The organism is Embleya scabrispora DSM 41855 (assembly GCF_000372745.1).
Classification (GTDB): domain Bacteria; phylum Actinomycetota; class Actinomycetes; order Streptomycetales; family Streptomycetaceae; genus Embleya; species Embleya scabrispora.
In genome coordinates this window covers 92,247-115,709 of record NZ_KB889561.1, presented here as the reverse complement: position 1 = coordinate 115,709, position 23,463 = coordinate 92,247, and the positions used below count along the sequence as shown (strand labels likewise).

Below are 23,463 nucleotides of genomic sequence, written 5' to 3'. Positions count from 1 at the left end.
GGATTCGGCGGAACAGTGGTGCCTCGTCCTGTGCAACTCTGGTCCGTACGAATCGGGTTCCATGGAGAACAGAGGGGTGTCATGACTGCCGGCACGAGACTCGAACGGCGCATCCGACGCGACTTCCCCGAACCGGGTTCCGCACCGGAGATTCTGCGCCTGCTCGACGCACTCGCGGAGGCTGCGGGTCATGACCGGGAGGCCTTGCGCAGCGAGCGCGTCCGAGCCGCGATCGTCCTGCTCGCCGAAGGCGACATCGCCAAGTTCCGCCGAGCCGTCGAACTCGCGAAGGCGGACTGGCGCGACCTGCTCGTCGACGCGGAACTCGCCGATGCGCACTGGCCCGACCGGCTCGACAGCGAACTCGGCCCCGAGGTCCGGTAGCCGTCCGAGAAGGAGAGCAGCACCTGCGACTTCCCGGAGAAGCGGCGCATCCACCCGAACCGCGCTCCCGATCGGTGGGTCGGCGTCGAGAGGTCCACTCGACCCGACGGCTCAGCGCTGGATTCTCGGCCCCGAGCCCGTCGACCCACGCACGATGAGTTCGGGCCGGAAGACGAACTCCGACCTGGGCGCCGGGATCCCGGCCAACTCGTCGAAGAGCGCGCGGACCGCCGCCAGTCCGATGGCCTGCACCGGTTGGCGGATGGTGGTCAACGGCGGGTCGGTGTACGCGATGAACGGCGAGTCGTCGAAGCCGATCACCGAGACGTCGTGCGGTACCGAGAGGCCGCGCTCGCGAATCGTGGTGATCGCGCCCAGAGCCATCACGTCGCTTCCGCACACCAGGGCGGTGGCGTTTCGGTCGAGCAGCGTTCGGGCGCCGGCGGCACCACCCTCGAAGGAGAAGATGGTGTTCTCCAGGAGTGCGTCCTTCTCGTCGGTGCCCAGGAGTTCGGCCATGGTCCGCAGGAAGCCCTCGGCCTTGCGGATGACCGGCACGAATCGGCGCGGACCGGACAGCAGACCTATTCTCTCGTGCCCGAGCTCGACGAGATGGCTGACCGCGAGCCGCATCGCGAGCCGGTCGTCGGTGGAGAGGAAGGGCGCGTCCACGCCCTCCGCGTAGCCGTTGATCATCACCATCGGCACGTTCTCGCCCGACAACTTCGTGTAGCGCTCGATACCCGCGGTGGTGTCGGCGTGCATGCCGGAGACGAAGATGATTCCGGAGACCCCACGCTCGATGAGCAGGTGGGTGAATTCGTCCTCGGTCGCCCCGCCGGGGGTCTGCGTGCACAACACGGGGGTGAACTCGCGCTGGGTCAGCGCGCTTTCGATGACCTGCGCGAAGGCGGGGAAGATCGGGTTGTCGAGCTCGGGTGTGATCAGGCCCACGAGCCCGGCGCTGCGGCGGCGCAACCGGGTCGGCCGCTCGTAGCCGAGCAGGTCCAAGGCGGCCAGGACGACCCGCCGGGTGGCCGCGGACACGCCGGGCTTCCCGTTGAGGACACGGCTGACCGTGGCCTCGCTCACACCTGCCTGAGCAGCGATGTCGGAAAGCCTGGCGGTCATGGGAGATGACTCTAGTTGACCTGACGAAGGGAAAGTCATGGCGGGGAAATCCTCCTGCTGCGACGCAGGTGACGGGCCGTCAGCACAGTGCGGGACGAAGGGCGGCACGGACTGTGCCGTCGGTGACCGGAAGCGACGCGGCGCCCCCGGACGGTCATCTCGTGGTCGGAAAGGGTGCGGTCGGCCGGCGACGCGCCGGCCCGAAAAGGCGGGTCGACCCGCCGATGTCACCGTCGGCGGCGCCGTGCCCACACACGGCGCCGCCGGGCGGTTGGTGGGTCACTTCGCGGTCCGTCCCCACCACACCGCGGTGTTCGCCGGCAGCACTACGCCGCCCGCCTCGGCCGCGACCAGCGGCGCACCGGCGAGGAGTTGCCGGCCGTACGAGGGGATGGTCACCGGTGCGTCACCGAAGTTGACCACGCACACGAACTCGGCGCCGCGCTCGAAGGCGAGGCAGCCGTGTGGCGCGTCGATCCAGCGTAGTGTCCCGCCACCCAGCCCCGGCAGGTCGCGGCGCAGGCGCAGGGCTTCCCGGTACAGCTCCAGCATCGAGCCGGGTCGGTCCCACTGCGCCCGCACACTCAGTTCCCGCCAGTCGGCGGGTACCGGTAGCCAACTGTGGCGCGACCCGGGCGGGCCGAAGCCGAACGGCGCCTCGGCGCCGTCCCAAGGGATCGGCACCCGGCAGCCGTCGCGGCCGCGGTCGGTGTGCCCGGACCGTTCCCACTGCGGATCCTGGAGCACCTCGTCGGGCAGGTCGGTGACTTCGGGAAGGCCGAGTTCCTCGCCCTGGTAGAGGTAGGCGGAGCCGGGCAGCGCGAGGGTGAGCAGCACCGCGGCGCGGGCGCGAGCCTGCCCGCGTGTACCGCCGCCGTACCGGGTGACGTGGCGTTGCACGTCGTGGTTGGAGAGCACCCACGTGGCGGGCGCGCCGACGTCCGCGACCGCGGCGAGCGAATCGTCGACGACCGCGCGGAAGGCCGGAGCCGACCAATCGGTGCCCAGGTAGTGGAAGTTGAAGGCTTGGTGCAACTCGTCCGGGCGCAGGTACAGCGCGAGCCGCCCGGCGTCGGGCACCCACGCCTCGGCCACTGCCACCCGATCGCCGGGGTAGGTGTCGAGCAGGGCCCGCCATTCGCGGTAGATCTCGTGTACCTCGTCGCGGTCGAAATAGGGCAGGGCCTGTGTGCCGAGGAGGGAGATCTGCCGGTCGTGCCCGATGTCGGCGAGCGTGGGCTCCTTGAACATGCCGTGTGCGACGTCGATCCGGAAGCCGTCCACGCCCAGGTTGAGCCAGAAGGCGAGGATGTCCAGGAACTCGGCCCGGACCTCGGGGTGGTGCCAGTTGAGGTCGGGCTGTTCGGGGGCGAACAGGTGCAGATACCAGGAGCCGTCCGGCAGTCGCGTCCAAGCCGGTCCACCGAAGACGGATTCCCAGTCGTTGGGCGGCAGTTCGCCGTCCCGGCCGCGGCCGTCGCGGAACATGTAGCGCTCGCGCGCGGCGTCGCCCGGTGCGGCGGCGAGTGCCTCGCGGAACCAGGCGTGGTGATCGGAGGTGTGGTTGGGCACGATGTCGACGATCACCCGCAGGCCCAACGCGTGTGCCTCGCGCACCAGGGCATCGATGTCACCGAGCGTGCCCAGGGTCGGGTCGACCGCTCGGTAGTCGGCGACGTCGTAACCGCCGTCGGCCATCGGCGACGCGTAGAAGGGGGTGATCCACAGCGCGTCCACGCCCAGGTCGCGCAGGTAGGGCAGCCGGGTGCGGATGCCCAGCAGGTCGCCCACGCCGTCGCCGTTGCCGTCGGCGAAACTGCGCACATACACCTGGTAGATGACCGCGTCCCGCCACCAGGGCCCGGGGCTTTCCCGGGTCTGCGGGGGCTCGGGGAGGGTCAGGGGGAGGTTCATGGCTGTCCTGTCGTCCTGTCGTACGGTCGGCTGTCGGCTGTCGGCTGTCGGCTGGCGATGCGATGCGAGGGGCGTGGGCGCGCGGCCGGTTCCGAGGCCCGAGGCCCGAGAACCGGTCCCGGGTCAGGACTTGGTCCCGCCCGCGGTGAGCCCGGAGACGAGGTGGCGCTGCACGAAGAAGAAGACCAGTGCCGCGGGGATGGTGATGAGCACCGAAGCCGCGGTCATCAGGCCCCACTCGCTCTTGAACTGGCCCACCCAGGTGCCCAGTCCGACCGCCAGGGTGTAGTGCTTGCGGTCGTTCATGAAGGTCGTCGCATAGGCGACCTCGCCCCACGCGGTGAGGAAGCTGTAGAACGCGGTCACCGCGAGGCCGGGCCGGGCCAGCGGCATGACGAGCCGCCAGAACGTGCCGAACGGGGTCAGTCCGTCGACCCGTCCGGCCTCGTCGATCTCGCGCGGGATCGTGTCGAAGTAACCCTTGAGCATCCACGCGCAGAACGGCACGGCCACCGTGCAGTAGGCCAGGATCAGGCTGCCGTAGGTGTTGATCAGGTGCAGCTTCGACATGATCGTGTACATCGGCACGATGAGCACGGCCACCGGGAACATCTGCACGACCAGGAAGGCCCACATCAGCGGTTTGTGGCCGGGGAATCGCATCCGGGAGAGGGCGTAGCCGGCGCTCGCGGCGATGAACACGCCGAGCACCGTGGTGCCCAGTGCGACGACGACCGAGTTGCCGAACCAGCGCACGAACGAGCCGTCGGAGAGCACGTCGCGGTAGTTGCCCAGGGACAACCCCGCGAAGCTGCCGGGCTTTTGCCAGTCGTCGCCCGGCTTGAGCGAGGTCAGCGCGATCCACAGGACCGGGAAGATCGCGATCGCGCTCGCGACCAGGAGGGTGGCGTGCAGGGCGATCGAGGCGAGCGGGCCGCGTTCGCCGCGGCGCCGTCCGCGTGGCCGCGTGGTGGTTCGTCGGGCGGGGGTGGGGGTTTCGGTCGGGGCCGGGTGGGGTGTGGTGGTCGTGGTCATGCCGTCTCCTGCCCCTTGCGGTCGAGCGTGCGGCGGTAGGCGGTCGCGAACAGGATGAGCATCGACAGGATGATCGCCCCGTAGGTGGCCGCCCCGGCGTAGTCGCGAATGTTGGCGAACCCGAGCTTGTAGGCGAAGGTCACCAGGATCTCGGTGGAGCCGAACGGTCCGCCCTCGGTGACCAGATAGATGACGGCGAACTGGTTGAACGTCCAGATCACGCCGAGCAGGATGATCGTCGCGCTGATCGGGCGCAGGCCGGGCATGGTCACGTAGCGGAAGCGCTGCCAGGGGGTGGCCCCGTCCATCTCGGCGGCTTCGTACTGCTCCTTCGGGATCGCCTGGAGGCCGCCGAGGATCGCCACCATGTTGAAGGGTGCGCCGATCCAGACGTTGACCATGATCACGGCGATCTTGGCCGTGGTCGGCTGCCCGAGCCAGTCGACCGGGTCCATGCCCGCGCCGCCGAGGATCGAGTTGATCACGCCGTTGTCCTTGTTGAGCATCAGCCGCCACGCGAACGCGGAGACGAACGCCGGTACCGCCCACGGGACCACGAGCATGATCCGGTACATCCCGCTGAAGCGGACCTTGCGGTTCAGCAGCACCGCGAGTCCCAGACCGAGCGTGTAGTGCAGGACGACGCAGGAGACCGTCCAGATCAACGTCCATTGCAGCTTCGGGTAGAAGTTGCCGTCGCTGCCCGAGAGTACGTCGCGGTAGTTCTTCAGCCCCACCCACTCGTAGGTGGCCGGGATGTGGTTGACCCCGATCGTGCGGCCCATGTTGGCCTCGTTGATGTCGGTCAACGAGTAGTAGAGCCCGCGGACGAGCGGGTAGCCCACCAGCACACCCAGGACCAGGACGACCGGGAGCACCATGGCCCAGGCGTACCAGTGCGAGTCGTAGGACCTGCGCAGCCGGCGCAGAATCCGGCGGAAGCGGCCCGCGGCGGGTTTGCGCGGTGTCGTGCCTTCGGGGACGGAGGGCGACCCGGGGGACTCCGGTGCCTCGATGGTGGTGGTCATGATGGGCCTGCCTCATAGCCTGCGCCCGCATCGTCCATGGTCCTGACCAAGCGTCAGTAACGGTGCGGTGCTTGGGGGTTGGGGCGGGTGGACCCGGGAATCGGCACCGGGCCCACCCGTTCGACGTACGCGACCCGCCGGACGGACGCGGCGGTCGGGAGCCTCCTCGAACCCGGCGCGGGTGTGAGGAGACGCCGGGCCGTTACTTGAAGTCGGGCAGGATGCCCCGTGCCGCCTTGGCGACTTCGTCGAGGCCGGCCTTGGTCGAGATCTGACCGCTGTAGATCTTTTCCATGGTCGTGTCCATCGGGTCGAACAGGTCGCTCGCGCGCGCCAGGGGCGGGCCGGGCACCGCGGTGTCGAGCGCGGCGCGGAAGGCGGTGACGGTGGGATCGGAGGAGACCGTCCCCATCGAGTAGGCCTCGGCGCGGGTGGGCAGCACGTGGTTCTTCTCCGCGGTGAACGCCTGGTTCTCCGGCCGGGTGAGGAACTCGACGAACAGGTAGGAAGCGTCGAGGTTCTTCGAGCCCGCGTAGACGACCAGATTGTGGCCGCCGGTGGGCGAGCCCGCCTTGCCGGAGCTGCCGGCGGGGACCGGTGCGATGCCCAGGTTGGCCTTGTCCGCGAACGCCGGACCCTTGAGGTCGTCGGCGATCGACCAGGGGCCGTTGATCATCATGGCCAGCTTGCCCTCCTTGAACATGGCCTGCATGTTCGAGTAGGCGTCCTTGGTCACGTCGGTCACCGCCGCGCCGGAGTCGATCAGGTCCTTGCCGACGCCTATGGCCTTTTGCGCCCTGTCGTCGTTGACGGTGATCTTCTTCGCCTGCACGTCGACCAGCCCACCGCCCTCGCCGTAGATGAGCGGGAGCGCGTAGAAGCCCTGCGGCTTCATGAATACGCCCGCGTTCCCGGTCTTGGCCTTGACCGCGAGCCCCGCGGTCTTGACCTCGTCCCAGGTGGTGGGCGGCTTGGTGATGCCGGCCTTCGCGAGAAGCTCCTTGTTGTACAGCAGCGCGAGGGTGTCCGTCACGAGCGGGACACCGTAGGTCTTCTGCTTGTACTGGGTGCTCGCGAAGGAACTGGGCAGGAAGCCCTCCCGACGGTTCAACGCGGGCGTGCCGTCGAGCGGCTGGAGGTATCCCAGCTCGGCGAAGGCCGGGTTCCAGCCGACGTCGGCGCGAAGCACGTCCGGCGCGCCGGTGCCGCCCTGGGCCGCGGTCTTGAACTTGTCCCGGGCGTCGTCGAACGGGACGTTCTCGTACTTGATCTTGACCTTGGGGTATGCCGCCTCGAACTTGGCTATCAGTTCCTTGTAGGCGGGCGCCTCGCTGGTGGAGTCGGAGGTGTCCCACCAGGTCACGGTGCCGGACACCGCTGCCGGGTCCTTGGCCGCCGCGGGCTGTCCGCCCTTGGCGCCGCCGTCGTCACCGCCACATGCGGTGAGGGTGAGCGTGAGCGCCGCGGCTGCGGCCGCCGCGGAAATGCTCCGTCGCATCTGCACTCCTCGGGAATGGGTCCGACCACTGGGGGCTTCGGACCGTCCGTTGACCGGGGCGGCCACCGGACTGCGGGAAGGAACGTAGCAACGGGAAGCCCTTCAGTGGAAGAGCTTGCAAGAGATTTCCGCAATACTTTGCGGATCCTCGCCGCTCGACTGTGTCGATCGTGGGCGTGAGGGTGCGACCGCCTCGATGCGGCGGCGATCCCCGACGGTGACCGGGCGATGCGGGGCAGAGGTGACCCGCGGTGATTCCGTTTTGTCCCCAACTGCGCCCGACTTCAGGTGAACGGCCGTACGGTTCCCGCATCTTGACGTGGCATCAGGTCGCCTCTGGGTTCACATCGGCTTGCAAGAAGTTTCAGCAAGAGATCGGGTGCGGATTGCGGGCTTCGTCGATCGGCGAGTTCCGGTCGGCCCGGGAGCTCGTTTCCGGGGCGGTGGTTCGTCGTGCGTCGAAGTGCGTCGAAAGGCGATCCGGACCAATGCCGGAAATGGGATGAATACGGCAAAGACTTCTAATATTCGCAATGTCGACAGGGTGGCGCGGGCCGCCGATGTCTACGCGACGAGATACGGCGCGGTTCGCGGACACCGACGCGTTGCGGACGTCGTCGCCGTCCTCGGCATCCCGTACGCCGCTCCGCCCTTCGGCGCCGACCGGTTTCGTGAACCCCGTGCTCCGGCGTCGTGGACCGGGATCCGGGACGGTGCACGCTTCGGCCCGACAGCCCCGCACAGGTCTCGGGGACTGGGCAGCGCTCCCGTCGGCCCGTTGCGACAGGAGTTGCAGGGCATGTCGAATGAGCGTCTCCTGGACATGTACCAGACCCTCCGGATCGAGCGGACCCACGTCGTTCGGTGGGCGCTGCGGGAACCGGCCCGGAGCCGGGGACCGCGTTGCCGCCGGTCCCGCCGGGAGACCCCGATGCGGGGTGGCTGTCGCGACTGCGGTCCACACGTTTCCGCCGGGGTCCACGCGCCTCCGGCGGGCCGATGTGCCATGAGGCTGCTCGACCCGAGGCAGCTGCGCGCTTTGGGAGACGCTCTGATGGATCATCAGGACATGGCCGCGGCCGCCGAGCCGGCCGCCCTCGCACGATATGTCGCGGATCTGCCCGTACCGGCGCCGATGCACGGCCCCGTGGAGAGCGTTCGCGAGGAGGAATTCGAGGGCCATCGGATAGTCGTCAGGACCAGGTACGAGATCACCGTGGACGACCGGCCGGTTACCGCCCACCTGATGGTGTCGAACAACGGCGAGGTGCACTGTCACGCCTTGCCGGCGTACCAGTTCCTCTCCGCCGTGGACACCGTGAAGGCGCTCATCCAGTACTTCCCGGACGAATTCCCACCCGGCGGCGGAGGCCATGGCGGTCCGGCGGAACCCGGGGGGCACGAAGGGCACGAGGGGCACGAGCACGAGGGCCACGGGCACGGGCCGAATCACTCGGGAGGCGGCTGAGATGGCGATCGTACGCAGGAACGTCCTCACCAACCTGGCCGACCGCGACGCGTACATACGCGGAGTCAATCTCCTCAAGCAGGAGAACACGACGCTGCAGACGACCGCCTTCGGGATTCCCGGCCCCGCCGTGCCGGTCCGTACGTACGACCTGTTCGTGATCTGGCATCACCGGGCCATGATCACTCCCGTGCCGCCGACCGGGAACTGGATGGTCCGCAACGGTGCCCATCGAGGGCCGGTGTTCCTGCCGTGGCACCGCGTCATGCTGGCCTACCTGGAGGCCAACATTCAGCGGGTCCTCAACGACTTCGGCTTCGCTCTCCCGTACTGGGACTGGTCCCTCGACGGTTCCCTCCCCAACCCGGCGGGCCAGTTGATCTGGACGAAGGACTGGATGGGTGATGGGGGCGATCCGATCTCCTGCGGGCCGTTCGTCTTCAATTCCGCCGATCCGAAAAGTTTCCGGGTCCGCATCGAAACCGACAGTTCGCTACGGCTCGTCCAGGCGAACTGTGGGCTGCGCCGGGGCCTGGGGATCCTTCCTCCTGCGGGAACGGCGGACTCGGCCACCCTTCCGAACGCCCTCGACGTGGGCGCCGCCTTCAACACGCTGCCGTTCCTCGGCGGCGATCCCGATCTGGCCACATACGACTTCCCTCCCTGGGACGCGTCGTCGAGAGGGTTTCGCAACCGGCTGGAGGGGTTCATCGGGACCGGACTGCACAACCAGGTCCACCGCTGGGTCGGCGGCGACATGGGTCCGGCCTCGTCCCCGAACGATCCGATCTTCTACCTGCACCACTGCAATGTGGACCGGATCTGGGAAGGCTGGATGCAGCGCAACGGCCGGTCCTACCTTCCGCCCATGACGGCCTCGAGCGACCTGCTGGGCCACCGGATCGACGACCCGATCGTGACCCCACTGGGCCCGGGCGCACCGGGCGGCACGCCCCGGCTGACCCTCGACTTCACTTCCAAGTACACCTACGACATCGTCCCGTGACCGCGGGCGAGCCCGCCCGGCGCGACGGGCAGCGGGTCGTCGAGCGGGAACCGCGGTCGGGCCAGGCGGATGAAGCCGATCGGCTCGATGCGGGTCACGGCCTGGTTCCCGCGTTGTCGACGTGGTCGAACCAGTCCCCGTGGAATCCGAAGGGCACCCGCACGGGCAGGTGCACGGCGGCGACCGGTTCGAGCGTCTCGGCGTCGTGCACCGCCAGGTCGCTGGTGTCGGTGGTGGCGTCGTGGACGTAACCCAGGAGCCACCCCGCGCCCCCGGCGCGGTCGTTCGCGGCGACGAAGGCGAACTCGTCCGGGGTGCGGCCCGGTCCGAACACGTGCGCCGTGGAAGTGCCGCGGGCCAGGTCGTACCGCACGAGTTCGTTCGCGGTGACGATGTGGCCGAACCGCGAGTCGTGTCCGGCGAGTCGGTCGTCGATGCGGGGGAAATCCCCCAGGCGGTCGTCGAGTTGCGCCTCGTCGACGGTTCCCGTGGTGAGATCGATCGTCCACCGCCACAGCGTGGCCTTGGGCGCGAGCGCGGAGGAGTCCGCGGCTTCGGCCATGCGCATCACGTGCAGCACGATGCGATCGCCGTCGTCGTGGGCGTTGAGTGCGTGGAAGACGTAGCAGGGCTCGATCTCGAACCACCGCATGTCGCCGTGCGGGTCGTCGCGCCGCAACACCCCCAGGCGCGCGCCGTAGGACGGGTCCCAGGCGTAGGGCATGGTTCCCTCGCGCAGCCGATCCATGCTGAACACGATCGGCAGGTCCATGAACACCACGTGCCCGGTGGTCAGGTGGAAGTCGTGCATCATCGTCCGCCCGGGCACATCGACCCCGCGACTCAGCGTCAGGTTCCCGGCCGCGTCGGCGCGGTGGTAGGTGACGTATGGCGGTCGCATCGCGCCGTATCCGAAGAAATGCAGCTCGCCGGTGTCCGGACAGGTCTTGGGGTGCGCGGTCATCGCGGTACGCAGCCGGCCGGCGAAGTCGTGACAGCCGACCGTGTCGAGGTCCTCGGTCACCTCGTACGGGTAGGAGCTCTCCACCAGTGCGAACAGCCGCTTCGCATGCCGCACGATGTGGGTGTTGGCCAAGCCGACGGTCAGGTCCCGGGTGCCGTCGGGGCGGGTCATCGGCCGGTCGGGGGTGCGGACCCAGCGGTTGCGGTACCAGAGCGCGGAGCCACCCTCCAGGCGTACGCCGTGCAGCATGCCGTCGCCGAGGAACCAGTGCGGGGACCGGCCCGAGCGGGGGTTGGGTCCGTTGCGCACGTAGGTCCCGGCCAGTTCGGCGGGCAACCTGCCGCTCACCACGAGACCGGTCTCGGTCCGCTCGCTGTCCACCGGGGCGTAGTTGCCGGTGAGATGTGCGTCGGTCATCTCGTGTCCCCCGAGATCCTGCCGATCATCCGATGCGAGGCGACCACCTCGCGCGCCCATTCTGCTCCCGGTGCGTCATTCGCCGCGCTCGGTTTTCCGGCCCGCGACCGCGGCGGGCGGCCGGGGCGGCCGAACTCAACCGGGATCGTGCCGGGAGTCGATCACCGGATCGAGTGGAACGCCATCGTTCACGAAATGCCATTCTCCCGCGGGCATCGCTGTGATGATGTGGGTGCCCACGTCCACGTCCACGTCCAGGGAGGCCACCGTGTCCGGAACGCCGCAGCAGATCTTCGAACGGTACGTCTACGCCGGCACCGTGACCCGCAATGCCGACGCCCTTGCCGAGAGTTTCACCGAGGACGGCGTCCTGGAGGCACCGCTCATGCCTGCCGGCGCCGCCTTCCCCAGGCGCCTGGTGGGTCGCGAGGAGATCCGCGCCGCCATGGCGGCGTACTACGAGCAACCGGTGAAGGACGACCGTTCGCCGAACTTCGAGAAGTCCGGGTACGTACTGCACACCACCTCCGACCCCGACGTGTTCATCGCCGAGATCGACACGGTCTTCGACGGGGACGGAAAGGACACGCCCGTCTCGCTGGTGCAGATCTTCCGCATCCGCGACGGCAGGATCGCCCGACTGCGTGACTACTTCGCGCCGGAGCTGATGAGCTGAGGACGTCACCGTCCCGAAGCCGAGTGGCCGGTGTCGAGGGTGGCGCGGGCGCGTTCTTTTCGAGCCGGGTGGGTCGAGCGAGCGGAGTGGCCGGTCGCGGCCCGTGACAAGGCGGCCCCGCGACGGGCGTGGTGTTCATGTCGGCGTTACGCGCTTGTGGTCACGTGCTCATATGGTCCTGCGACGGTAGCCATGATTGCGAGTTGTACAGACAACTTTGCGCACTCTCTGAGACCGAGGAGACGCCCATGGCTACCACCCTGGACATCGGCGGCCTGCCCGCCGTGTGGCTGCGGGACAACTGCCCCTGCCCGTTGTGTCGCGACCCGAGTACCGGGCAGAAGCTCTTCCAGATCACCGACCTCCCGCTCGACCCGGTCGCCGCCGAGGTTCACGAGCGGGGGTCCGACGTGGAGGTCGTGTGGGCGCCGGATGGGCACCGATCCGTATACGCGCGCGCGTGGTTCGATGCGCCCGGCGAGCCGGACCCCAGGAGCGAGGACGGCAAGTCGTTGTGGACGGCCGCGGAACCGGACGCCCCACGCCGCGAGTTCGCTTGGAGCGACTACACGCGCGACCCGGTGCCGGCATTGACGGCGGTGCAACGATTCGGACTCGCGCTGCTGCGCGGCGTCCCGTGCGTGGAGGAGCAAGTCCTGGCGGTGGCGGGGACGTTCGGTTTCGTGCGCGAGACGAACTACGGCCGACTCTTCGACGTCCGGGTTGAGGACCGGCCCAACAACCTCGCCTTCACCTCGGCCCGGATCACCCCGCACACCGACAACCCCTATCGGGATCCGGTACCCACCGTGCAACTCCTGCACTGCCTGGTCAACGAGGCCACTGGCGGCGACTCCGGCTTCGTCGACGGGTTTCGCGCCGCCGCGCTGCTGCGCGCCGAACGACCGGACGCGTTTCGGGTGTTGGTCGGCACGCCGGTGCCGTTCGAGTTTCGGGACGCGCGCACCCGACTGCGGGCGCACCGGCCGATCATCGGTGCGGACGACGCCGGTCGCGTTCGCGAGGTGCGCTTCAACAACCGCTCGATGGGCACGCTGCGGCTCCCGGCCGACGAACTCGCCGACTTCTACGCGGCCTACCGAGCCTTCGCCGAGGTGTTGGCCCGGCCCGAGTTGATGTTGACCCGGCGGCTGAAGCCGGGCGATTGCGTGGTCTTCGACAACACCCGGGTCCTGCACGCGCGCACCGCGTTCGACGGTGCGGGCAGGCGGCACCTGCAAGGGTGCTACGCCGATCTGGACGGCCTCGCCGGCACGTTGGATGTACTCGACCGCAGGACCGGAGACGCGTCATGACGGAACGCCGAGAGATCGACACGGCCATCCTCGACGAACTCGCCGACCTGTTCGCCGACCAGGGCGCGGGCGAATACCTCGGCGAGGCGGTCACGATGGCCGAACACATGTTGCAGGCCGGGGCGATCGCCCAGGCCGAGGGCGCGCCCGAGCACCTGATCGCGGCCGCACTGCTGCACGACATAGGGCACTTCCACGGGCCACTGACCGGCCGCGACCTGATGACGGGCGAGGACAACCGGCACAGCCACACCGGCGCGGACCGGCTCGCCGAGCGGTTCGGTCCCGAGGTGACCGAGCCGATCCGGCTGCACGTGGCGGCGAAGCGCTACCTGTGCGCCACCGAGGCGGGCTACGCGGCACGTCTGTCGGACGCGTCCGTGTACACGCTCGGTGTCCAGGGCGGCCCGATGGGCGAGGTCGAGGCACGGGAGTTCGCGGACGGGCCGTACGCGGCCGACGCGGTGCGGGTGCGGCGCTGGGACGAGGCGGCCAAGGACGCCGACGCGTCGGTCCCGGACTTCGCCCACTTCCGGCCGTTGCTCACCCGGCTGCTGCTGCCGTGAGGCGTCGGCCCGGCGTGCCTGCCCGCAAGCGCCGACCGGGCCGATCTTCCACCGCCGGGCCGTCCACCGCCGACCCGACCGCCGACCCGACCGCCGACCCGACCGCCGGGCCGCCCGTCCCGGGTCGACCGTAGACCGCCGGCCCGGTCAGCCCCGGCGGCGGGACAGCGCCGTCGTGGCCACCGAGTTGTGCACCGTGAAGGCCACGGTGCCCGGGAGGTAACGGTCCTGCGACCACTCCACGGGCACGCCCGTCGGGTCCGTCGTGCGGCGCCGTTCGCGCAGCAGCGACGTGCCCGGCGGGCATCCCAGCAGCCGGGCGTCCTCCGCGTCGGCCGGCCACTGATCGATCGTGTGGTCGGCGTCGGTGAACAACACGCCGAGTTCCTCCAGGGGCTCGGTGTGCGAGACCGCGTCGATCGGGAAGCCCCGCACCAGCGCTCCGATCCGCTCGGGGTAGACCGTGCGCTCGATCATCACCGGCACCCGCGAGAGCGTGCGCAGCCGCAACACCCGGTACACCGACGACCCCGGCTCCAGGCCCAACTGCGCGCACTCGCCCGGATCGCCGGGCGCCGGCTCCACCGTCACGGTCCGCCCGCCGGGCTCCTCGCCGATCGAGCGGGCCCAGCGGGTGAAGCTGAGCAGTTCGGCGAAACTCTGCGTCCGGGCGGCGCCCAGGACCACCCGGCGGGTGCCGCGTCGGGACGTGACCATCCCGTCCGCGCGCAGCACCGCGAGCGCCTGGCGCACCGTGCCGCGGGAGACGCCGTAACGCAGCGCGAGGTCGCCCTCGGCGGGCAGACGGCCGCCGGAGCCGTATCTGCCGGTCGTGATCGCCTCCCGCAGATCGGCCGCGACCTGCCGGTACCGCGCCTCGCCCTGAACCCCCATCGCCACCCCCCGAATTTCCATTGCCGGGACGTCCGACCGTGGCGACCCTACCCGTTCGTCGAGAGCCTGCCGGGCCGCACGCCCATTTCCCGGGAACCTCGCACGCCCGTGCGGCTGCGTTCACGTTGCGGACATCGACGTCGGGCGTACTGGACCAAGTTGTACAGCCAACTCCGGCACACCATTCGAAGCTCCAGGAGACTCCCCGTGACAGTGCTCCGCGTTCGTGCGACCGGACTGGTCGCCGGCCTTGCCGTGGCCGCGCTCACCCTGAGCGCGTGCGGCTCGGCATCCGACAAGTCGTCCGCAGCCGGCACCCCCGCCGCGCCGGGTGCGCCCGCCGGGGCCAAGGACGCGGCGTCGGCCACGTCCGTCCAGGACTTCGGCGGCATGGAGGCGCTGGTGGCCGCCGCCAAGAAGGAGGGCAGGCTCAACGCGATCGCGCTGCCCCGCGACTGGGCCAACTACGGTGCGCTGATCGACGCCTTCCAGGCGAAGTACGGCATCAAGGTCGAGGTCGAGAACCCCGACGGCTCGTCCCAGGACGAGATCAACGCGGTGACCCAGCGCAAGGGCCAGGACCGCTCGCCCGACGTGGTGGACCTGGGCAACGCGTTCGCGCTCAGCGCCGCGAAGCAGGACCTGCTCGCGCCGTACAAGGTCGCCGCGTTCGACAAGATCCCCGAGCCGCAGAAGGACGCCCAGGGCCGCTGGTTCAACGACTACGGCGGCTACATCTCGATCGGCTGCGACGCCGCGCGGATCAAGGAGTGCCCCAAGACGTTCGCCGACCTGCTCAAGCCGCAGTACAAGGGCCAGGTCGCGCTCAACGGCAACCCGACCAAGTCCGGCTCGGCGTTCGGCGGCGTGTACGCGGCGGCCCTCGCGGGCGGCGGCTCGTTCGACAACATCCAGCCCGGCCTGGACTTCTTCGGCAAGCTCAAGAAGAACGGCAACTACAACCCGGTCGAGTCGACCCCGGCCACCGTGCAAAAGGGCGAGACGCCGATCAGCATCGACTGGGACTACCTCAACGCGGGTTACGCGGACGAGTTCAAGTCCAAGGGCGTCGACTGGCAGGTGAACATCCCCGCCGACGGCGTCTACGCGCAGTACTACTCGCAGGCGATCGTGAAGTGGGCACCGCACCCGGCCGCCGCGCGCCTGTGGCAGGAATTCCTGTACAGCCCCGAGGGCCAGAACCTGTGGCTCAAGGGCTACGCCCGCCCGGCCCTGATGGGTGCGATGAAGGAAGCCGGCACGCTGGACGCCGGGTTCGCGGCGAAGCTGCCCGCGGTGCCGGGCGCCGGCGCCCCGGTCTTCCCGACTCCGGACCAGGTCGACAAGGCCAAGAAGGTCCTCACCGGTGGCTGGGCCCAGGCAGTCGCCGGATGAGCACCGACCTCTCCGACGTCGGCGCGCCCGCCGCGGTCCGGATCGCGCCTGCGCTCGCCTCGGGCGAGCGGGGCGCGGTCCGGCCCCGGCGACGGCGCGTGCCGCACTGGCTCGGCGTCGCGCCGTTGTTGCTGTTCGCGGCCGTGGTCTTCGGCGTACCGACGGTCGCGATGGTCTTCGGCGCCTTCACCACACCAGCCACCGCCCCCGACGGCGTACAGGCCACCGGCGCCAACATGTCCGCGTCCCTGCAAGGCGCGTACCTGACCGCGCTGATCGGCAGCGTGAAGCTGTCCGCGGTCACGGCGCTGATCGCCACCGGATGTGCGCTCCCGATCGCCCACACCGTGGTGACCTCTCGCTTTCGCCTCGTTCGCGAGGCCGTGCTGACCGCCTCCGGCGTACTCGCCAACTTCGGCGGGGTCGCGCTCGCATTCGCCTTCGTGGCGACGCTCGGCAACGCCGGCGTGGTGACCGGCAGGTTCGACCTGACCGAGCACGGCTGGAGCCTCTACAGCTTCACCGGACTGTCCGTGGTCTACCTCTACTTCCTGATTCCGCTCATGGTGCTCATCCTGACCCCCTCCCTCGAAGGACTGCGCAAGCAGTGGCGCGAGGCGGCGCGCAACAACGGGGCCAACGCGTTCCGCTACTGGGTGCACGTCGCGCTGCCGATCCTGACCCCCGCACTGCTCGGCGGCTTCGTGCTGCTCTTCGGCTCGGCGTTCGCGGCCTACGCGACGGCCGCTGCCATGGTCGGCAGTTCCGTGCCGTTGGTGACGATGCAGATCGCCGACGCGCTGTCCGGCAACGTCCTGGTCGACCAGGGCAACGTGGCGCTCGCGCTCAGCCTGGACATGGTCGTGGTGGCCGGCCTGGTCACCGCCGTTCATCTGCCCCTTCAGCGCAGGAGCGCCCGATGGCTCGACTAGCCATGGCGGTAACCGCATTGCGCGGCCGGATCCGCTGGTCGCGAGGCGTCGTCCTGCTGATCGCCGGGACGTACTTCCTGCTGCCGATGGTGTGCTCGGTGGTCTTCAGCATCGACGTGCCCGGCCAGGGCGTCACCTTCGACGCGTACACCGGGATCCTGGGGGCCGACGGCTTCCTCGACAGCCTCACGCTCACCCTCGAACTGGCCGCCGCCACCGTGGTATCGGTCTTGCTGCTGCTGGTGCCCGCGCTGATCACCGTGCGGTTGACCGCGCCGCGACTGCGCTGGGTGATCGAGGTGGTGTGCTCACTGCCGCTGGTGGTACCCGCCATCGCGCTGGTCGCCGGTATCGGCACGGTGCTGCGCTGGGGGCCCGACCACCTGGCCGACACCCCGTTGTACGACACGTTCATCGCCATCCAGGACCCGGACTTCCCCGTCGTGCTCGTGCTCGCGTACACGCTGATGGCGCTGCCGCTGGCGTATCGCACGCTCGACGGCGGGCTCGCCGCGATCGACCTGAAGGTGCTGGTCGAGGCAGCGCGCGCGTGTGGCGCGAACTGGCCGCGCGCGGTGCTCCAGGTGGTCCTGCCGAACCTGCGCGGCGCGCTGCTCAACACCGCGTTCCTGACCCTCGCGCTCGTGCTCGGCGAGTACACCGTGGCCGCGATCCTGGGCTACCGCCCGTTCGCCGTGTGGATCGTCGGCATCGGCGGCTCGCAGGCCGAGATGTCCGTCGCGGTGTCGGTGATCGGCCTGCTCGTCACCTGGGTGCTGCTGCTCGCACTCGCCACCGCCGGCCGGCCGCGCAGCGCCCGGACGAAAACCACTGCGGAGACCTCGTGACCATGACGTTCGACCAACCGAAGACCCGCACCGAGAACCAAACGCGGACCGGTGCCACCGTCGAATTTCGGGGCCTACAACGCTCGTTCGGCAACGTGCGGGCCCTGGCCGGGCTGAACCTGACGGTCGGTCGGGGTGAACTCGTCGCGCTCCTGGGACCCTCCGGATGCGGCAAGACCACCGCACTGCGGGTGGTCGCGGGCTTCGAGCAGCCCGACGCGGGTGAAGTGCTCGTCGACGGCCAGGACATCACCCGCGTCCCGGCGCATCGACGCGACGCGGGCATGGTCTTCCAGTCGTACAGCCTGTTCCCGCATCTGAGCGCGCTGGACAACGTCGCCTTCGGCCTGCGGATGCGGGGCGTGGGTCGCGCCGAGCGACGCGCCCGCGCCGGTGAACTCCTGGACCTGGTCGGCCTGCCGGACCAGGCCGACCGGTATCCGCACCAACTCTCCGGCGGCCAGCAACAGCGGATCGCGCTGGCCCGGGCGCTGGCGCTGCGTCCGCGGGTCCTGCTGCTCGACGAGCCGCTGTCCGCGCTGGACGCGCGCGTGCGGCTGTCCCTTCGGGACGAAATCAGGCGCCTCCAGCAGGAGTTGGGCATCACCACGCTGTTCGTGACGCACGACCAGGAGGAGGCGCTCTCGCTCGCCGACCGGGTCGCGGTGATGAACGCGGGCCGGCTCGAACAGTGCGCACCGCCGGCGCAGTTGTACGCCCGTCCCGCGACCGCGTTCGTAGCCGAGTTCGTCGGTGTGATGAGCCGCATCCCCGCCCGGGCCGACGGTGCGACGGTGCACGTCCTCGGCCGCACCCTGCCGATCGACGGCGACCCGGCGCACGGCGACGTGGACGTGCTGCTGCGGCCGGAATCGATCGAGGTGGTGGCCGCGGCGGACGGCTCGGCGCAGGTGCTCGGCGCGGCCTTCCTGGGCGCGATCACCCGCCTGAGCGTGCGCTCGGCCGCCGGAACAACGGTCAAGGTCGACGTACCCTCGCCCGCGGCCACCACACTGCCCGTGGGCTCCCACGTGGAACTTGCCCTACCGGACCGGCCGGTACTGGTCGCGCCCCGCAAGGAACAGGCGCGAGCGTAGGGGTCGACCGGGTCCGTTCGCGCGGACCCGACCGGGGACTTCGTCGCCGTGCAGGCCGCGAGCCCCGGCGGCCTGTACGGCCGCGACACCCCCGCCCGACGGGCGGGAAGTACCACAATCGGGGTACCACGTCTGGGGTAGGATGGGTGGGGTGAATCAGGATCGACGGGACCGTCTGCGCGATGCGGCCATCGAGGTGTTGGCGGAGTTCGGTGGGCGTGGTCTGACCCACCGGGCGGTGGACGCCGGTGCGGATGTGCCGCTCGGTACCACCAAGAATTACTTCCCGACCAGGGACGCGCTGCTGCGCGCGGTCGCGGAACGATGTGTGGAGCTCTACCACGATCTGCCCGGTCCGGTGCCGGGACCGGTACCCGGGGATCGCGAAAGCCTGGTGGTCATGCTGCGCACGCTCCTGGAGAACGTGGCGGGACCCGGTCGATCCCGAATGCTGGCATACCTGGAGCTTCAGTCCGAGGCCGCGCGCAAGCCGTGGCTGGCGGCCATTCTGGATGCCATCGCGGCTGCGGACTTCGCAGACTTCGAACAGGCCCAGCGGGCCGCCCGGTTGACGGTCACCCCGCATCGGGCCGCGGCCGTGACGCTGGCCTTGCACGCCGCCATTCCACACCTGCTGACCGGCGGTCCGAACACCCTGGCCGCGAGCGGACTGGACGACCTCGACCGGTTCGTCCGCGATCTCTTGGACACGGTGTACGAGCAAGCCGCGCCTCGAGTGGTCGCCGAGACTGCCCGATAGAGCACCTCGCGCAACCACTGTGCGGGCGCCGCCTGTTCCGCGCTCACCGCCGGCGCGAGTTCGCTCGGACCCGTCTCGGCGAACCGACGGTCCGGCCGGGCCGGCATCGTTGTCACCGTGAGCAGGCAACTTGCGTGCGCGTACCCACGGTTGTCGATCGGCGGTGGGTCAGGTGGTACCCGGGAAAGGGGTTTTCCATGGCAAAGTCGTTGCGAGTCGCGATCATCGGTGCCGGCGGGATCGGCGGCTACTTCGGTGGCCGTCTGGCAGCCGCCGGGCATGACGTCACCTTCGTCGCGCGAGGTGAACATCTGAAGGCCCTGCGGCGCGAGGGCCTGTCCGTGGACAGTGTGGCCGGCAGCTTCACCGTCGCACCGGCGCAAGCCACCGACGACACCCGCGAGATCGGCGAGGTCGACTTCGTGATGCTGTGCGTCAAGACCTGGCAACTACCCCCGGCCATCCCGGCTTTGGCGCCCCTCATCGGTGCCGACACGGCGGTCGTCACCGTGCAGAACGGCGTCGAGGCCCCCGAGCAGGTCGCGCGGACGATCGGCCGGCACGCGGTCCTGCCCGGCAGCGTGAAGATCTTCGCGAATTTGGAGGGGCCCGGGCGCGTACGCCATGTCGGCGGCCCGGCCGCACTGACCTTCGCGGAATGGGACAACCGGCCGACACAACGAGTGGAGCGGCTGCGTGCCGCACTCGACACCGCCGGAACGACCGCGGTGATATCCGCGGACATCTGGGCCGAGTTGTGGGCGAAGTTCTTGTTCGTCGTGCCGTTCGGCGGTCTCGGTACCGCCACCGACGCCCCCATCGGAGTACTGCGCTCTCGCGAAGGCACACGAGGTCTGCTCATCGACGCCATGCGCGAGATTCAGCAGGTGGCACAGGCGATGGACGTCGCGTTGCCCGAGGACATCCTGGACTCGACGATGGCGTTCATAGACCGACAGCCCGCCACCGGCACATCCTCGTTGCAGCGCGACATCGCCTCCGGCCACCGATCCGAACTCGAGGCATGGACCGGCGCGGTGGTACGCCTGGGCGAGCGAACCGGCATCGCGACACCCGTCAACAATCTCCTGTACGAGGTGGCAGGCGTACGCGCATCCCGAGCCGAGGAATCGCGCGAAACCACCGGTTGACCCGAAGCCGTCCGGTCCCGGGTACGGGCCGGACGCGGGTGCGCGGACAGCGGCGCCGGCTACGGCGCCTCGGGCATGACGTTGTCGAAATCACCCCGGGCGTGGTACCACAGATGTGGTGGCTCTGATGGCGACGACGATCCCGGGGTGGTCCTGTGCCGGTTGGATATCTCGTGACGGTGGCGTCCGTCTCCGTCGCCACCGTGCTCGCGCTGGCGCCGCTGCGCCGACCGGGGCTGCCGGCGAACCTGAGTTTTCGCCTCACCCTCGTCCTCAACGAGGTGCCATTCCTCTGCATCTGCTGGCTTCTGTTGTGCACGGCGTGGGCCTTTTCGCAGGGGGACGTGCGGTCGGTCGTCGGTTGGGCGACGGTCGGGACGGCGGCGCTGACCGCGGCCGGCCTCGTGGTGATCGCCCGGAACGGGATGCGGGCGGGCCCGGTGGTGGAGCGAGCATTGGCCGATGCGCTGGGCCCGGACCGGCGCACCCGCTTCGCCTCCGAGGCGGTCGCGGGGCCGCGCCGCCGCCTTCCACTCGGGCGCATCCTGCTCGGGCCGTTCCTTCGCCGTCGCCGCGACGTCGAGCGGACGGCGAACATCGAGTACGGCGACGCGGGCCGGAGAAACCTGCTCGACGTGTACCACCATCGATCCCGCCCCTCGGGCGGCCCTGTGCTGATCCACCTGCATGGAGGGGCATACGACCGGGGCAGAAAGAACAGCCAGTCACTGCCGTTGATCTACCGGCTCGCGAGCCAGGGTTGGGTGTGCGTCAGCGCGAACTACCGCCTGCGGCCCGACGCGCGGCACCCGGACCACCTCGTCGACCTCAAGAAGGTGATCGCCTGGGTGCGCGAGCACGGCCACGAGTACGGCGCCGATCCGTCGCAGCTGTTCGCGTCCGGCAGTTCGGCCGGGGCGCACCTGGCCGCACTGGCCGCCCTGACACCCAACGACCCGGCCTTCCAACCCGGTTTCGAGGACGTCGACACCACGGTCACCGCCGCCGTCTGCCTCAACGGTTACTACGGCGACTACTACGGCCAGGGCCCCGAGTCCTCGCCACTGGCGTACATCGATGCCGACGCGCCGCCCTTCTTCATCGCGCACGGCGACCACGACACGGTGGTACCCGTGGACGCCGCCCGGCGCTTCGCCGACGCGCTGCGCGAGGTCTCGGCCAACCCGGTCGTCTACGCCGAACTCCCCGGTGCCCAGCACGCGTTCGACCTGTTCCGCTCGTTCCGCTTCGAGCGGGTCGTCGATGCGATCGAAACCTTCGCCGCCCGGATCGACACACGCGAGAGCGCGGCCGAGGCGGGGTCCGGACAGCCCTGACCCGGGCGAACGATGGCGAGGACGCCCGGCGGGTCCCGGCGGTGCGCGGGCCGGGCTGCCGCGGTGGCCGGTCGTCGACCGGGCGGCGAGCGGCGATCGGGCGGCGAACGTCAGTCCGTGACCAGGTCCATGCGGAGGAACTCGGTGATGCGGAACAGCTTCGGTGGGCGTGCCACGTCGTCGGAAAGCGCCTGAAACGCCTCGACTTCCCCGATGAGGCGGGGGGCGGCGAGTCGCACGTCCTTCCCGCCGACCCGGAGCCGTGCACCGTCGGCTGCCAGGACGTTTCGCACCCAGTCCGAGTTCGATCCGTAGACCAGAACGAACAGATAGCCGTTGTCGACGGGATGCGCGTCGAGCGGCGTTCGGTACGTCGTGCCGGAGGCGCGACCGATGTGGGTCAGCACCGGCCACTTTCCGCCCGCGACCGCACGTGGGTTGAACACTCGCTTGTTCACATGCCCCCACCACCTCGGCATCGGCATCGGCATCTCCTTCTCTTGCCCCCGGTAGGGCGGGCGCGTCGTGGGCCTGACCTCACGTTTGTCGACCTCCGGGTTCGTCACGATCCGAAGGACTTACGCTCGTAAGGCTGACTTACGCATGTAAGCTTGTCAAGACGCCCGCCCGCACCCAGGAGCCGTCGTGCCACCGTCCCCGCCGCCACCACCGCCGTCACGGCAGTCGCCGCCGTCTCGGCAACCGCTCAGCACGGAGCGCGTGCTGGCAGCCGCGATCCGGGTCGCCGATGATGGCGGAGTGCCGGCGATCACGATGCGAAAGGTGGCGCAGGAGCTGGGCGTCGAGGCGATGTCGCTCTACCACCACGTACCCAACAAGGACGCGATCCTCGACGGCGTGGTCGACATGGTGTTCGCGGCGATCGAGTTGCCCGAAGCCGGGTGCGACGACTGGCGGGACGCGATTCGTGCCCGTGCCTTCTCCGCGCGCGCGGTTCTGTCGCGGCACAGCTGGGCCCTCGGCCTGATGGATTCCCGCCGCGACCCCGGGCCCGCGACGCTGCGCCACCACGACGCCGTCCTCGGCGTCCTTCGGGAGGCGGGGTTCACGCTGCCGATGGCGGCGCACGCCGTCTCGCTCATCGACAGTTACGTGGGCGGGTATGTCCTCCAGGAGGCGAACCTGCCGGCGACGACGCCGGACGATGTCGAGCAGGTGGCCGGCGGCATCCTCGCGCACCTGCCGGCGGACGAACTGCCGTACCTCACGGAGATGATCGCCGACCACGCCCTACAGCCGGGCTACGACCACACGAGCGAGTTCGGCTACGGCCTGGACCTGATCCTGGACGCGCTCGAAGCCCGCCGGGGGTAGGGCCGCGCGCCGACGGCGCCGGCCGCATCCGGGGTCGGAGGCAACAGCCGGGAGCTGCAACGGCTTTGGCGTCGGAGGCGCCGAGAGATCTCGGCCGCGTGAGCACGTGCCGGCCTGCGCGACGGGTGGTGCGGGTGGGGCGAGCGGTACCGGACGTGGTGCGCGAGGCGTGTGTTTTGTCCACCGCTGTGGGCGGTTGGTTCACGGCCGACCGTGTTCGCGCCCCGTGCTTCGATGCGCCGTTGACCCCCCGTCGACCAGCGCCGGACCATGGCCGTCCACGTCCCTGATCACCGTCGGCGGCGCACGGC

The 23,463-nt window shown here is 69.8% G+C and carries 22 protein-coding genes and 1 pseudogene; 15 read left to right on the top strand and 8 right to left on the bottom strand.

Going from position 1 to position 23,463, the window contains the following annotated elements:
- Positions 1–81: 81 nt before the first annotated feature.
- Complete coding sequence (locus A3IC_RS0100505; RefSeq protein WP_020548097.1) at positions 82–384, top strand: hypothetical protein; 303 nt, start codon at positions 82–84, stop codon at positions 382–384.
- Positions 385–495: 111 nt separating this feature from the next.
- Here the strand turns inward: A3IC_RS0100505 and A3IC_RS0100500 are convergent, their stop codons facing one another.
- The 5 genes from A3IC_RS0100500 to A3IC_RS0100480 form a co-directional block, all read right to left on the bottom strand.
- The gene (locus A3IC_RS0100500; RefSeq protein WP_026217718.1) at positions 496–1,515 is read right to left on the bottom strand and encodes a LacI family DNA-binding transcriptional regulator; all 1,020 of its coding nucleotides are present in this window, start codon (positions 1,513–1,515) and stop codon (positions 496–498) included.
- 279 nt (positions 1,516–1,794) lie between these two features.
- Complete coding sequence (locus A3IC_RS0100495; RefSeq protein ID WP_020548095.1) at positions 1,795–3,429, bottom strand: glycoside hydrolase family 13 protein; 1,635 nt, start codon at positions 3,427–3,429, stop codon at positions 1,795–1,797.
- Between the two features lie 123 nt (positions 3,430–3,552).
- On the bottom strand, positions 3,553–4,464 hold the full coding sequence (locus A3IC_RS0100490) for a sugar ABC transporter permease (protein WP_020548094.1): 912 nt from the start codon (positions 4,462–4,464) through the stop codon (positions 3,553–3,555).
- Complete coding sequence (locus A3IC_RS0100485; RefSeq protein WP_020548093.1) at positions 4,461–5,492, bottom strand: carbohydrate ABC transporter permease; 1,032 nt, start codon at positions 5,490–5,492, stop codon at positions 4,461–4,463. Before A3IC_RS0100485 ends, A3IC_RS0100490 begins: the two co-directional genes overlap by 4 nt.
- Positions 5,493–5,694: 202 nt before the next feature.
- Positions 5,695–6,990: an extracellular solute-binding protein gene (locus A3IC_RS0100480; RefSeq protein WP_026217717.1), complete on the bottom strand. Its 1,296-nt coding sequence runs from the start codon at positions 6,988–6,990 to the stop codon at positions 5,695–5,697.
- A 502-nt stretch (positions 6,991–7,492) separates the two neighbouring features.
- Here A3IC_RS0100480 and A3IC_RS70485 point away from each other — a divergent pair.
- The 3 genes and pseudogenes from A3IC_RS70485 to A3IC_RS0100470 all read left to right on the top strand — a co-directional run.
- A pseudogene (locus A3IC_RS70485) lies at positions 7,493–7,726 on the top strand (carboxylesterase family protein); the annotation flags it as partial.
- Positions 7,727–8,044: 318 nt separating this feature from the next.
- On the top strand, positions 8,045–8,458 hold the full coding sequence (locus A3IC_RS70480; protein WP_020548091.1) for a hypothetical protein: 414 nt from the start codon (positions 8,045–8,047) through the stop codon (positions 8,456–8,458).
- Position 8,459: 1 nt separating this feature from the next.
- Positions 8,460–9,464: a tyrosinase family protein gene (locus A3IC_RS0100470; protein WP_020548090.1), complete on the top strand. Its 1,005-nt coding sequence runs from the start codon at positions 8,460–8,462 to the stop codon at positions 9,462–9,464.
- Between the two features lie 94 nt (positions 9,465–9,558).
- On the opposite strand, the gene A3IC_RS51740 is transcribed toward A3IC_RS0100470, so the two are convergent.
- Positions 9,559–10,845 (bottom strand): carotenoid oxygenase family protein, encoded by a 1,287-nt coding sequence (locus tag A3IC_RS51740; RefSeq protein WP_020548088.1) that lies wholly within the window; start codon positions 10,843–10,845, stop codon positions 9,559–9,561.
- Positions 10,846–11,113: 268 nt separating this feature from the next.
- On the opposite strand from A3IC_RS51740, the gene A3IC_RS0100450 reads away from it, so the two are divergent.
- From A3IC_RS0100450 to A3IC_RS70475, 3 genes are all read left to right on the top strand, one after another.
- Complete coding sequence (locus A3IC_RS0100450) at positions 11,114–11,521, top strand: nuclear transport factor 2 family protein (protein ID WP_020548086.1); 408 nt, start codon at positions 11,114–11,116, stop codon at positions 11,519–11,521.
- Between the two features lie 248 nt (positions 11,522–11,769).
- The gene (locus A3IC_RS67180) at positions 11,770–12,837 is read left to right on the top strand and encodes a TauD/TfdA family dioxygenase (RefSeq protein WP_020548085.1); all 1,068 of its coding nucleotides are present in this window, start codon (positions 11,770–11,772) and stop codon (positions 12,835–12,837) included.
- Entirely contained in the window at positions 12,834–13,403 is a 570-nt protein-coding gene (locus tag A3IC_RS70475; protein WP_020548084.1) for a phosphonate degradation HD-domain oxygenase, read from the top strand. The genes A3IC_RS67180 and A3IC_RS70475 overlap by 4 nt, the downstream gene beginning before the upstream one ends.
- Positions 13,404–13,550: 147 nt before the next feature.
- Here A3IC_RS70475 and A3IC_RS0100435 read toward each other — a convergent pair whose 3' ends face one another.
- Positions 13,551–14,297, bottom strand: coding sequence for a GntR family transcriptional regulator (locus tag A3IC_RS0100435; protein WP_020548083.1), 747 nt, complete (start codon positions 14,295–14,297; stop codon positions 13,551–13,553).
- A 207-nt stretch (positions 14,298–14,504) separates the two neighbouring features.
- Between A3IC_RS0100435 and A3IC_RS0100430 the strand changes: the two genes are divergently transcribed.
- From A3IC_RS0100430 to A3IC_RS0100400, 7 genes are all read left to right on the top strand, one after another.
- Positions 14,505–15,692 (top strand): ABC transporter substrate-binding protein, encoded by a 1,188-nt coding sequence (locus A3IC_RS0100430; RefSeq protein WP_026217716.1) that lies wholly within the window; start codon positions 14,505–14,507, stop codon positions 15,690–15,692.
- Positions 15,689–16,624 carry an ABC transporter permease gene (locus tag A3IC_RS0100425; RefSeq protein ID WP_020548081.1) on the top strand — a complete coding sequence of 312 codons (936 nt, stop codon included), beginning with the start codon at positions 15,689–15,691 and terminating at the stop codon, positions 16,622–16,624. The genes A3IC_RS0100430 and A3IC_RS0100425 overlap by 4 nt, the downstream gene beginning before the upstream one ends.
- Positions 16,612–17,472 (top strand): ABC transporter permease, encoded by an 861-nt coding sequence (locus tag A3IC_RS0100420; protein WP_079026163.1) that lies wholly within the window; start codon positions 16,612–16,614, stop codon positions 17,470–17,472. The genes A3IC_RS0100425 and A3IC_RS0100420 overlap by 13 nt, the downstream gene beginning before the upstream one ends.
- 2 nt (positions 17,473–17,474) lie before the next feature.
- The gene (locus A3IC_RS0100415; RefSeq protein ID WP_040875930.1) at positions 17,475–18,569 is read left to right on the top strand and encodes an ABC transporter ATP-binding protein; all 1,095 of its coding nucleotides are present in this window, start codon (positions 17,475–17,477) and stop codon (positions 18,567–18,569) included.
- Positions 18,570–18,720: 151 nt separating this feature from the next.
- Entirely contained in the window at positions 18,721–19,329 is a 609-nt protein-coding gene (locus A3IC_RS0100410; protein ID WP_026217713.1) for a TetR/AcrR family transcriptional regulator, read from the top strand.
- A 197-nt stretch (positions 19,330–19,526) separates the two neighbouring features.
- Positions 19,527–20,480, top strand: a complete 954-nt coding sequence (locus tag A3IC_RS0100405) for a 2-dehydropantoate 2-reductase (RefSeq protein WP_020548077.1) — start codon at positions 19,527–19,529, stop codon at positions 20,478–20,480.
- Between the two features lie 173 nt (positions 20,481–20,653).
- Entirely contained in the window at positions 20,654–21,817 is a 1,164-nt protein-coding gene (locus A3IC_RS0100400; protein ID WP_020548076.1) for an alpha/beta hydrolase, read from the top strand.
- A 110-nt stretch (positions 21,818–21,927) separates the two neighbouring features.
- Here A3IC_RS0100400 and A3IC_RS0100395 read toward each other — a convergent pair whose 3' ends face one another.
- Positions 21,928–22,302 carry a nitroreductase family deazaflavin-dependent oxidoreductase gene (locus A3IC_RS0100395; protein WP_026217710.1) on the bottom strand — a complete coding sequence of 125 codons (375 nt, stop codon included), beginning with the start codon at positions 22,300–22,302 and terminating at the stop codon, positions 21,928–21,930.
- A 289-nt stretch (positions 22,303–22,591) separates the two neighbouring features.
- Between A3IC_RS0100395 and A3IC_RS0100390 the strand changes: the two genes are divergently transcribed.
- Entirely contained in the window at positions 22,592–23,152 is a 561-nt protein-coding gene (locus tag A3IC_RS0100390) for a TetR/AcrR family transcriptional regulator C-terminal domain-containing protein (protein ID WP_425387293.1), read from the top strand.
- Positions 23,153–23,463: the final 311 nt, after the last annotated feature.

Coding starts and splice junctions, on each gene's coding strand:
- A3IC_RS0100505 (WP_020548097.1), top strand. CDS start 82: ATGACTGCCGGCACGAGACTCGAACGGCGCATCCGACGCGACTTCCCC.
- A3IC_RS0100500 (WP_026217718.1), bottom strand. CDS start 1,515: ATGACCGCCAGGCTTTCCGACATCGCTGCTCAGGCAGGTGTGAGCGAG.
- A3IC_RS0100495 (WP_020548095.1), bottom strand. CDS start 3,429: ATGAACCTCCCCCTGACCCTCCCCGAGCCCCCGCAGACCCGGGAAAGC.
- A3IC_RS0100490 (WP_020548094.1), bottom strand. CDS start 4,464: ATGACCACGACCACCACACCCCACCCGGCCCCGACCGAAACCCCCACC.
- A3IC_RS0100485 (WP_020548093.1), bottom strand. CDS start 5,492: ATGACCACCACCATCGAGGCACCGGAGTCCCCCGGGTCGCCCTCCGTC.
- A3IC_RS0100480 (WP_026217717.1), bottom strand. CDS start 6,990: ATGCGACGGAGCATTTCCGCGGCGGCCGCAGCCGCGGCGCTCACGCTC.
- A3IC_RS70480 (WP_020548091.1), top strand. CDS start 8,045: ATGGATCATCAGGACATGGCCGCGGCCGCCGAGCCGGCCGCCCTCGCA.
- A3IC_RS0100470 (WP_020548090.1), top strand. CDS start 8,460: ATGGCGATCGTACGCAGGAACGTCCTCACCAACCTGGCCGACCGCGAC.
- A3IC_RS51740 (WP_020548088.1), bottom strand. CDS start 10,845: ATGACCGACGCACATCTCACCGGCAACTACGCCCCGGTGGACAGCGAG.
- A3IC_RS67180 (WP_020548085.1), top strand. CDS start 11,770: ATGGCTACCACCCTGGACATCGGCGGCCTGCCCGCCGTGTGGCTGCGG.
- A3IC_RS70475 (WP_020548084.1), top strand. CDS start 12,834: ATGACGGAACGCCGAGAGATCGACACGGCCATCCTCGACGAACTCGCC.
- A3IC_RS0100435 (WP_020548083.1), bottom strand. CDS start 14,297: ATGGGGGTTCAGGGCGAGGCGCGGTACCGGCAGGTCGCGGCCGATCTG.
- A3IC_RS0100425 (WP_020548081.1), top strand. CDS start 15,689: ATGAGCACCGACCTCTCCGACGTCGGCGCGCCCGCCGCGGTCCGGATC.
- A3IC_RS0100420 (WP_079026163.1), top strand. CDS start 16,612: ATGGCTCGACTAGCCATGGCGGTAACCGCATTGCGCGGCCGGATCCGC.
- A3IC_RS0100415 (WP_040875930.1), top strand. CDS start 17,475: ATGACGTTCGACCAACCGAAGACCCGCACCGAGAACCAAACGCGGACC.
- A3IC_RS0100405 (WP_020548077.1), top strand. CDS start 19,527: ATGGCAAAGTCGTTGCGAGTCGCGATCATCGGTGCCGGCGGGATCGGC.
- A3IC_RS0100395 (WP_026217710.1), bottom strand. CDS start 22,302: ATGCCGATGCCGAGGTGGTGGGGGCATGTGAACAAGCGAGTGTTCAAC.
- A3IC_RS0100390 (WP_425387293.1), top strand. CDS start 22,592: ATGCGAAAGGTGGCGCAGGAGCTGGGCGTCGAGGCGATGTCGCTCTAC.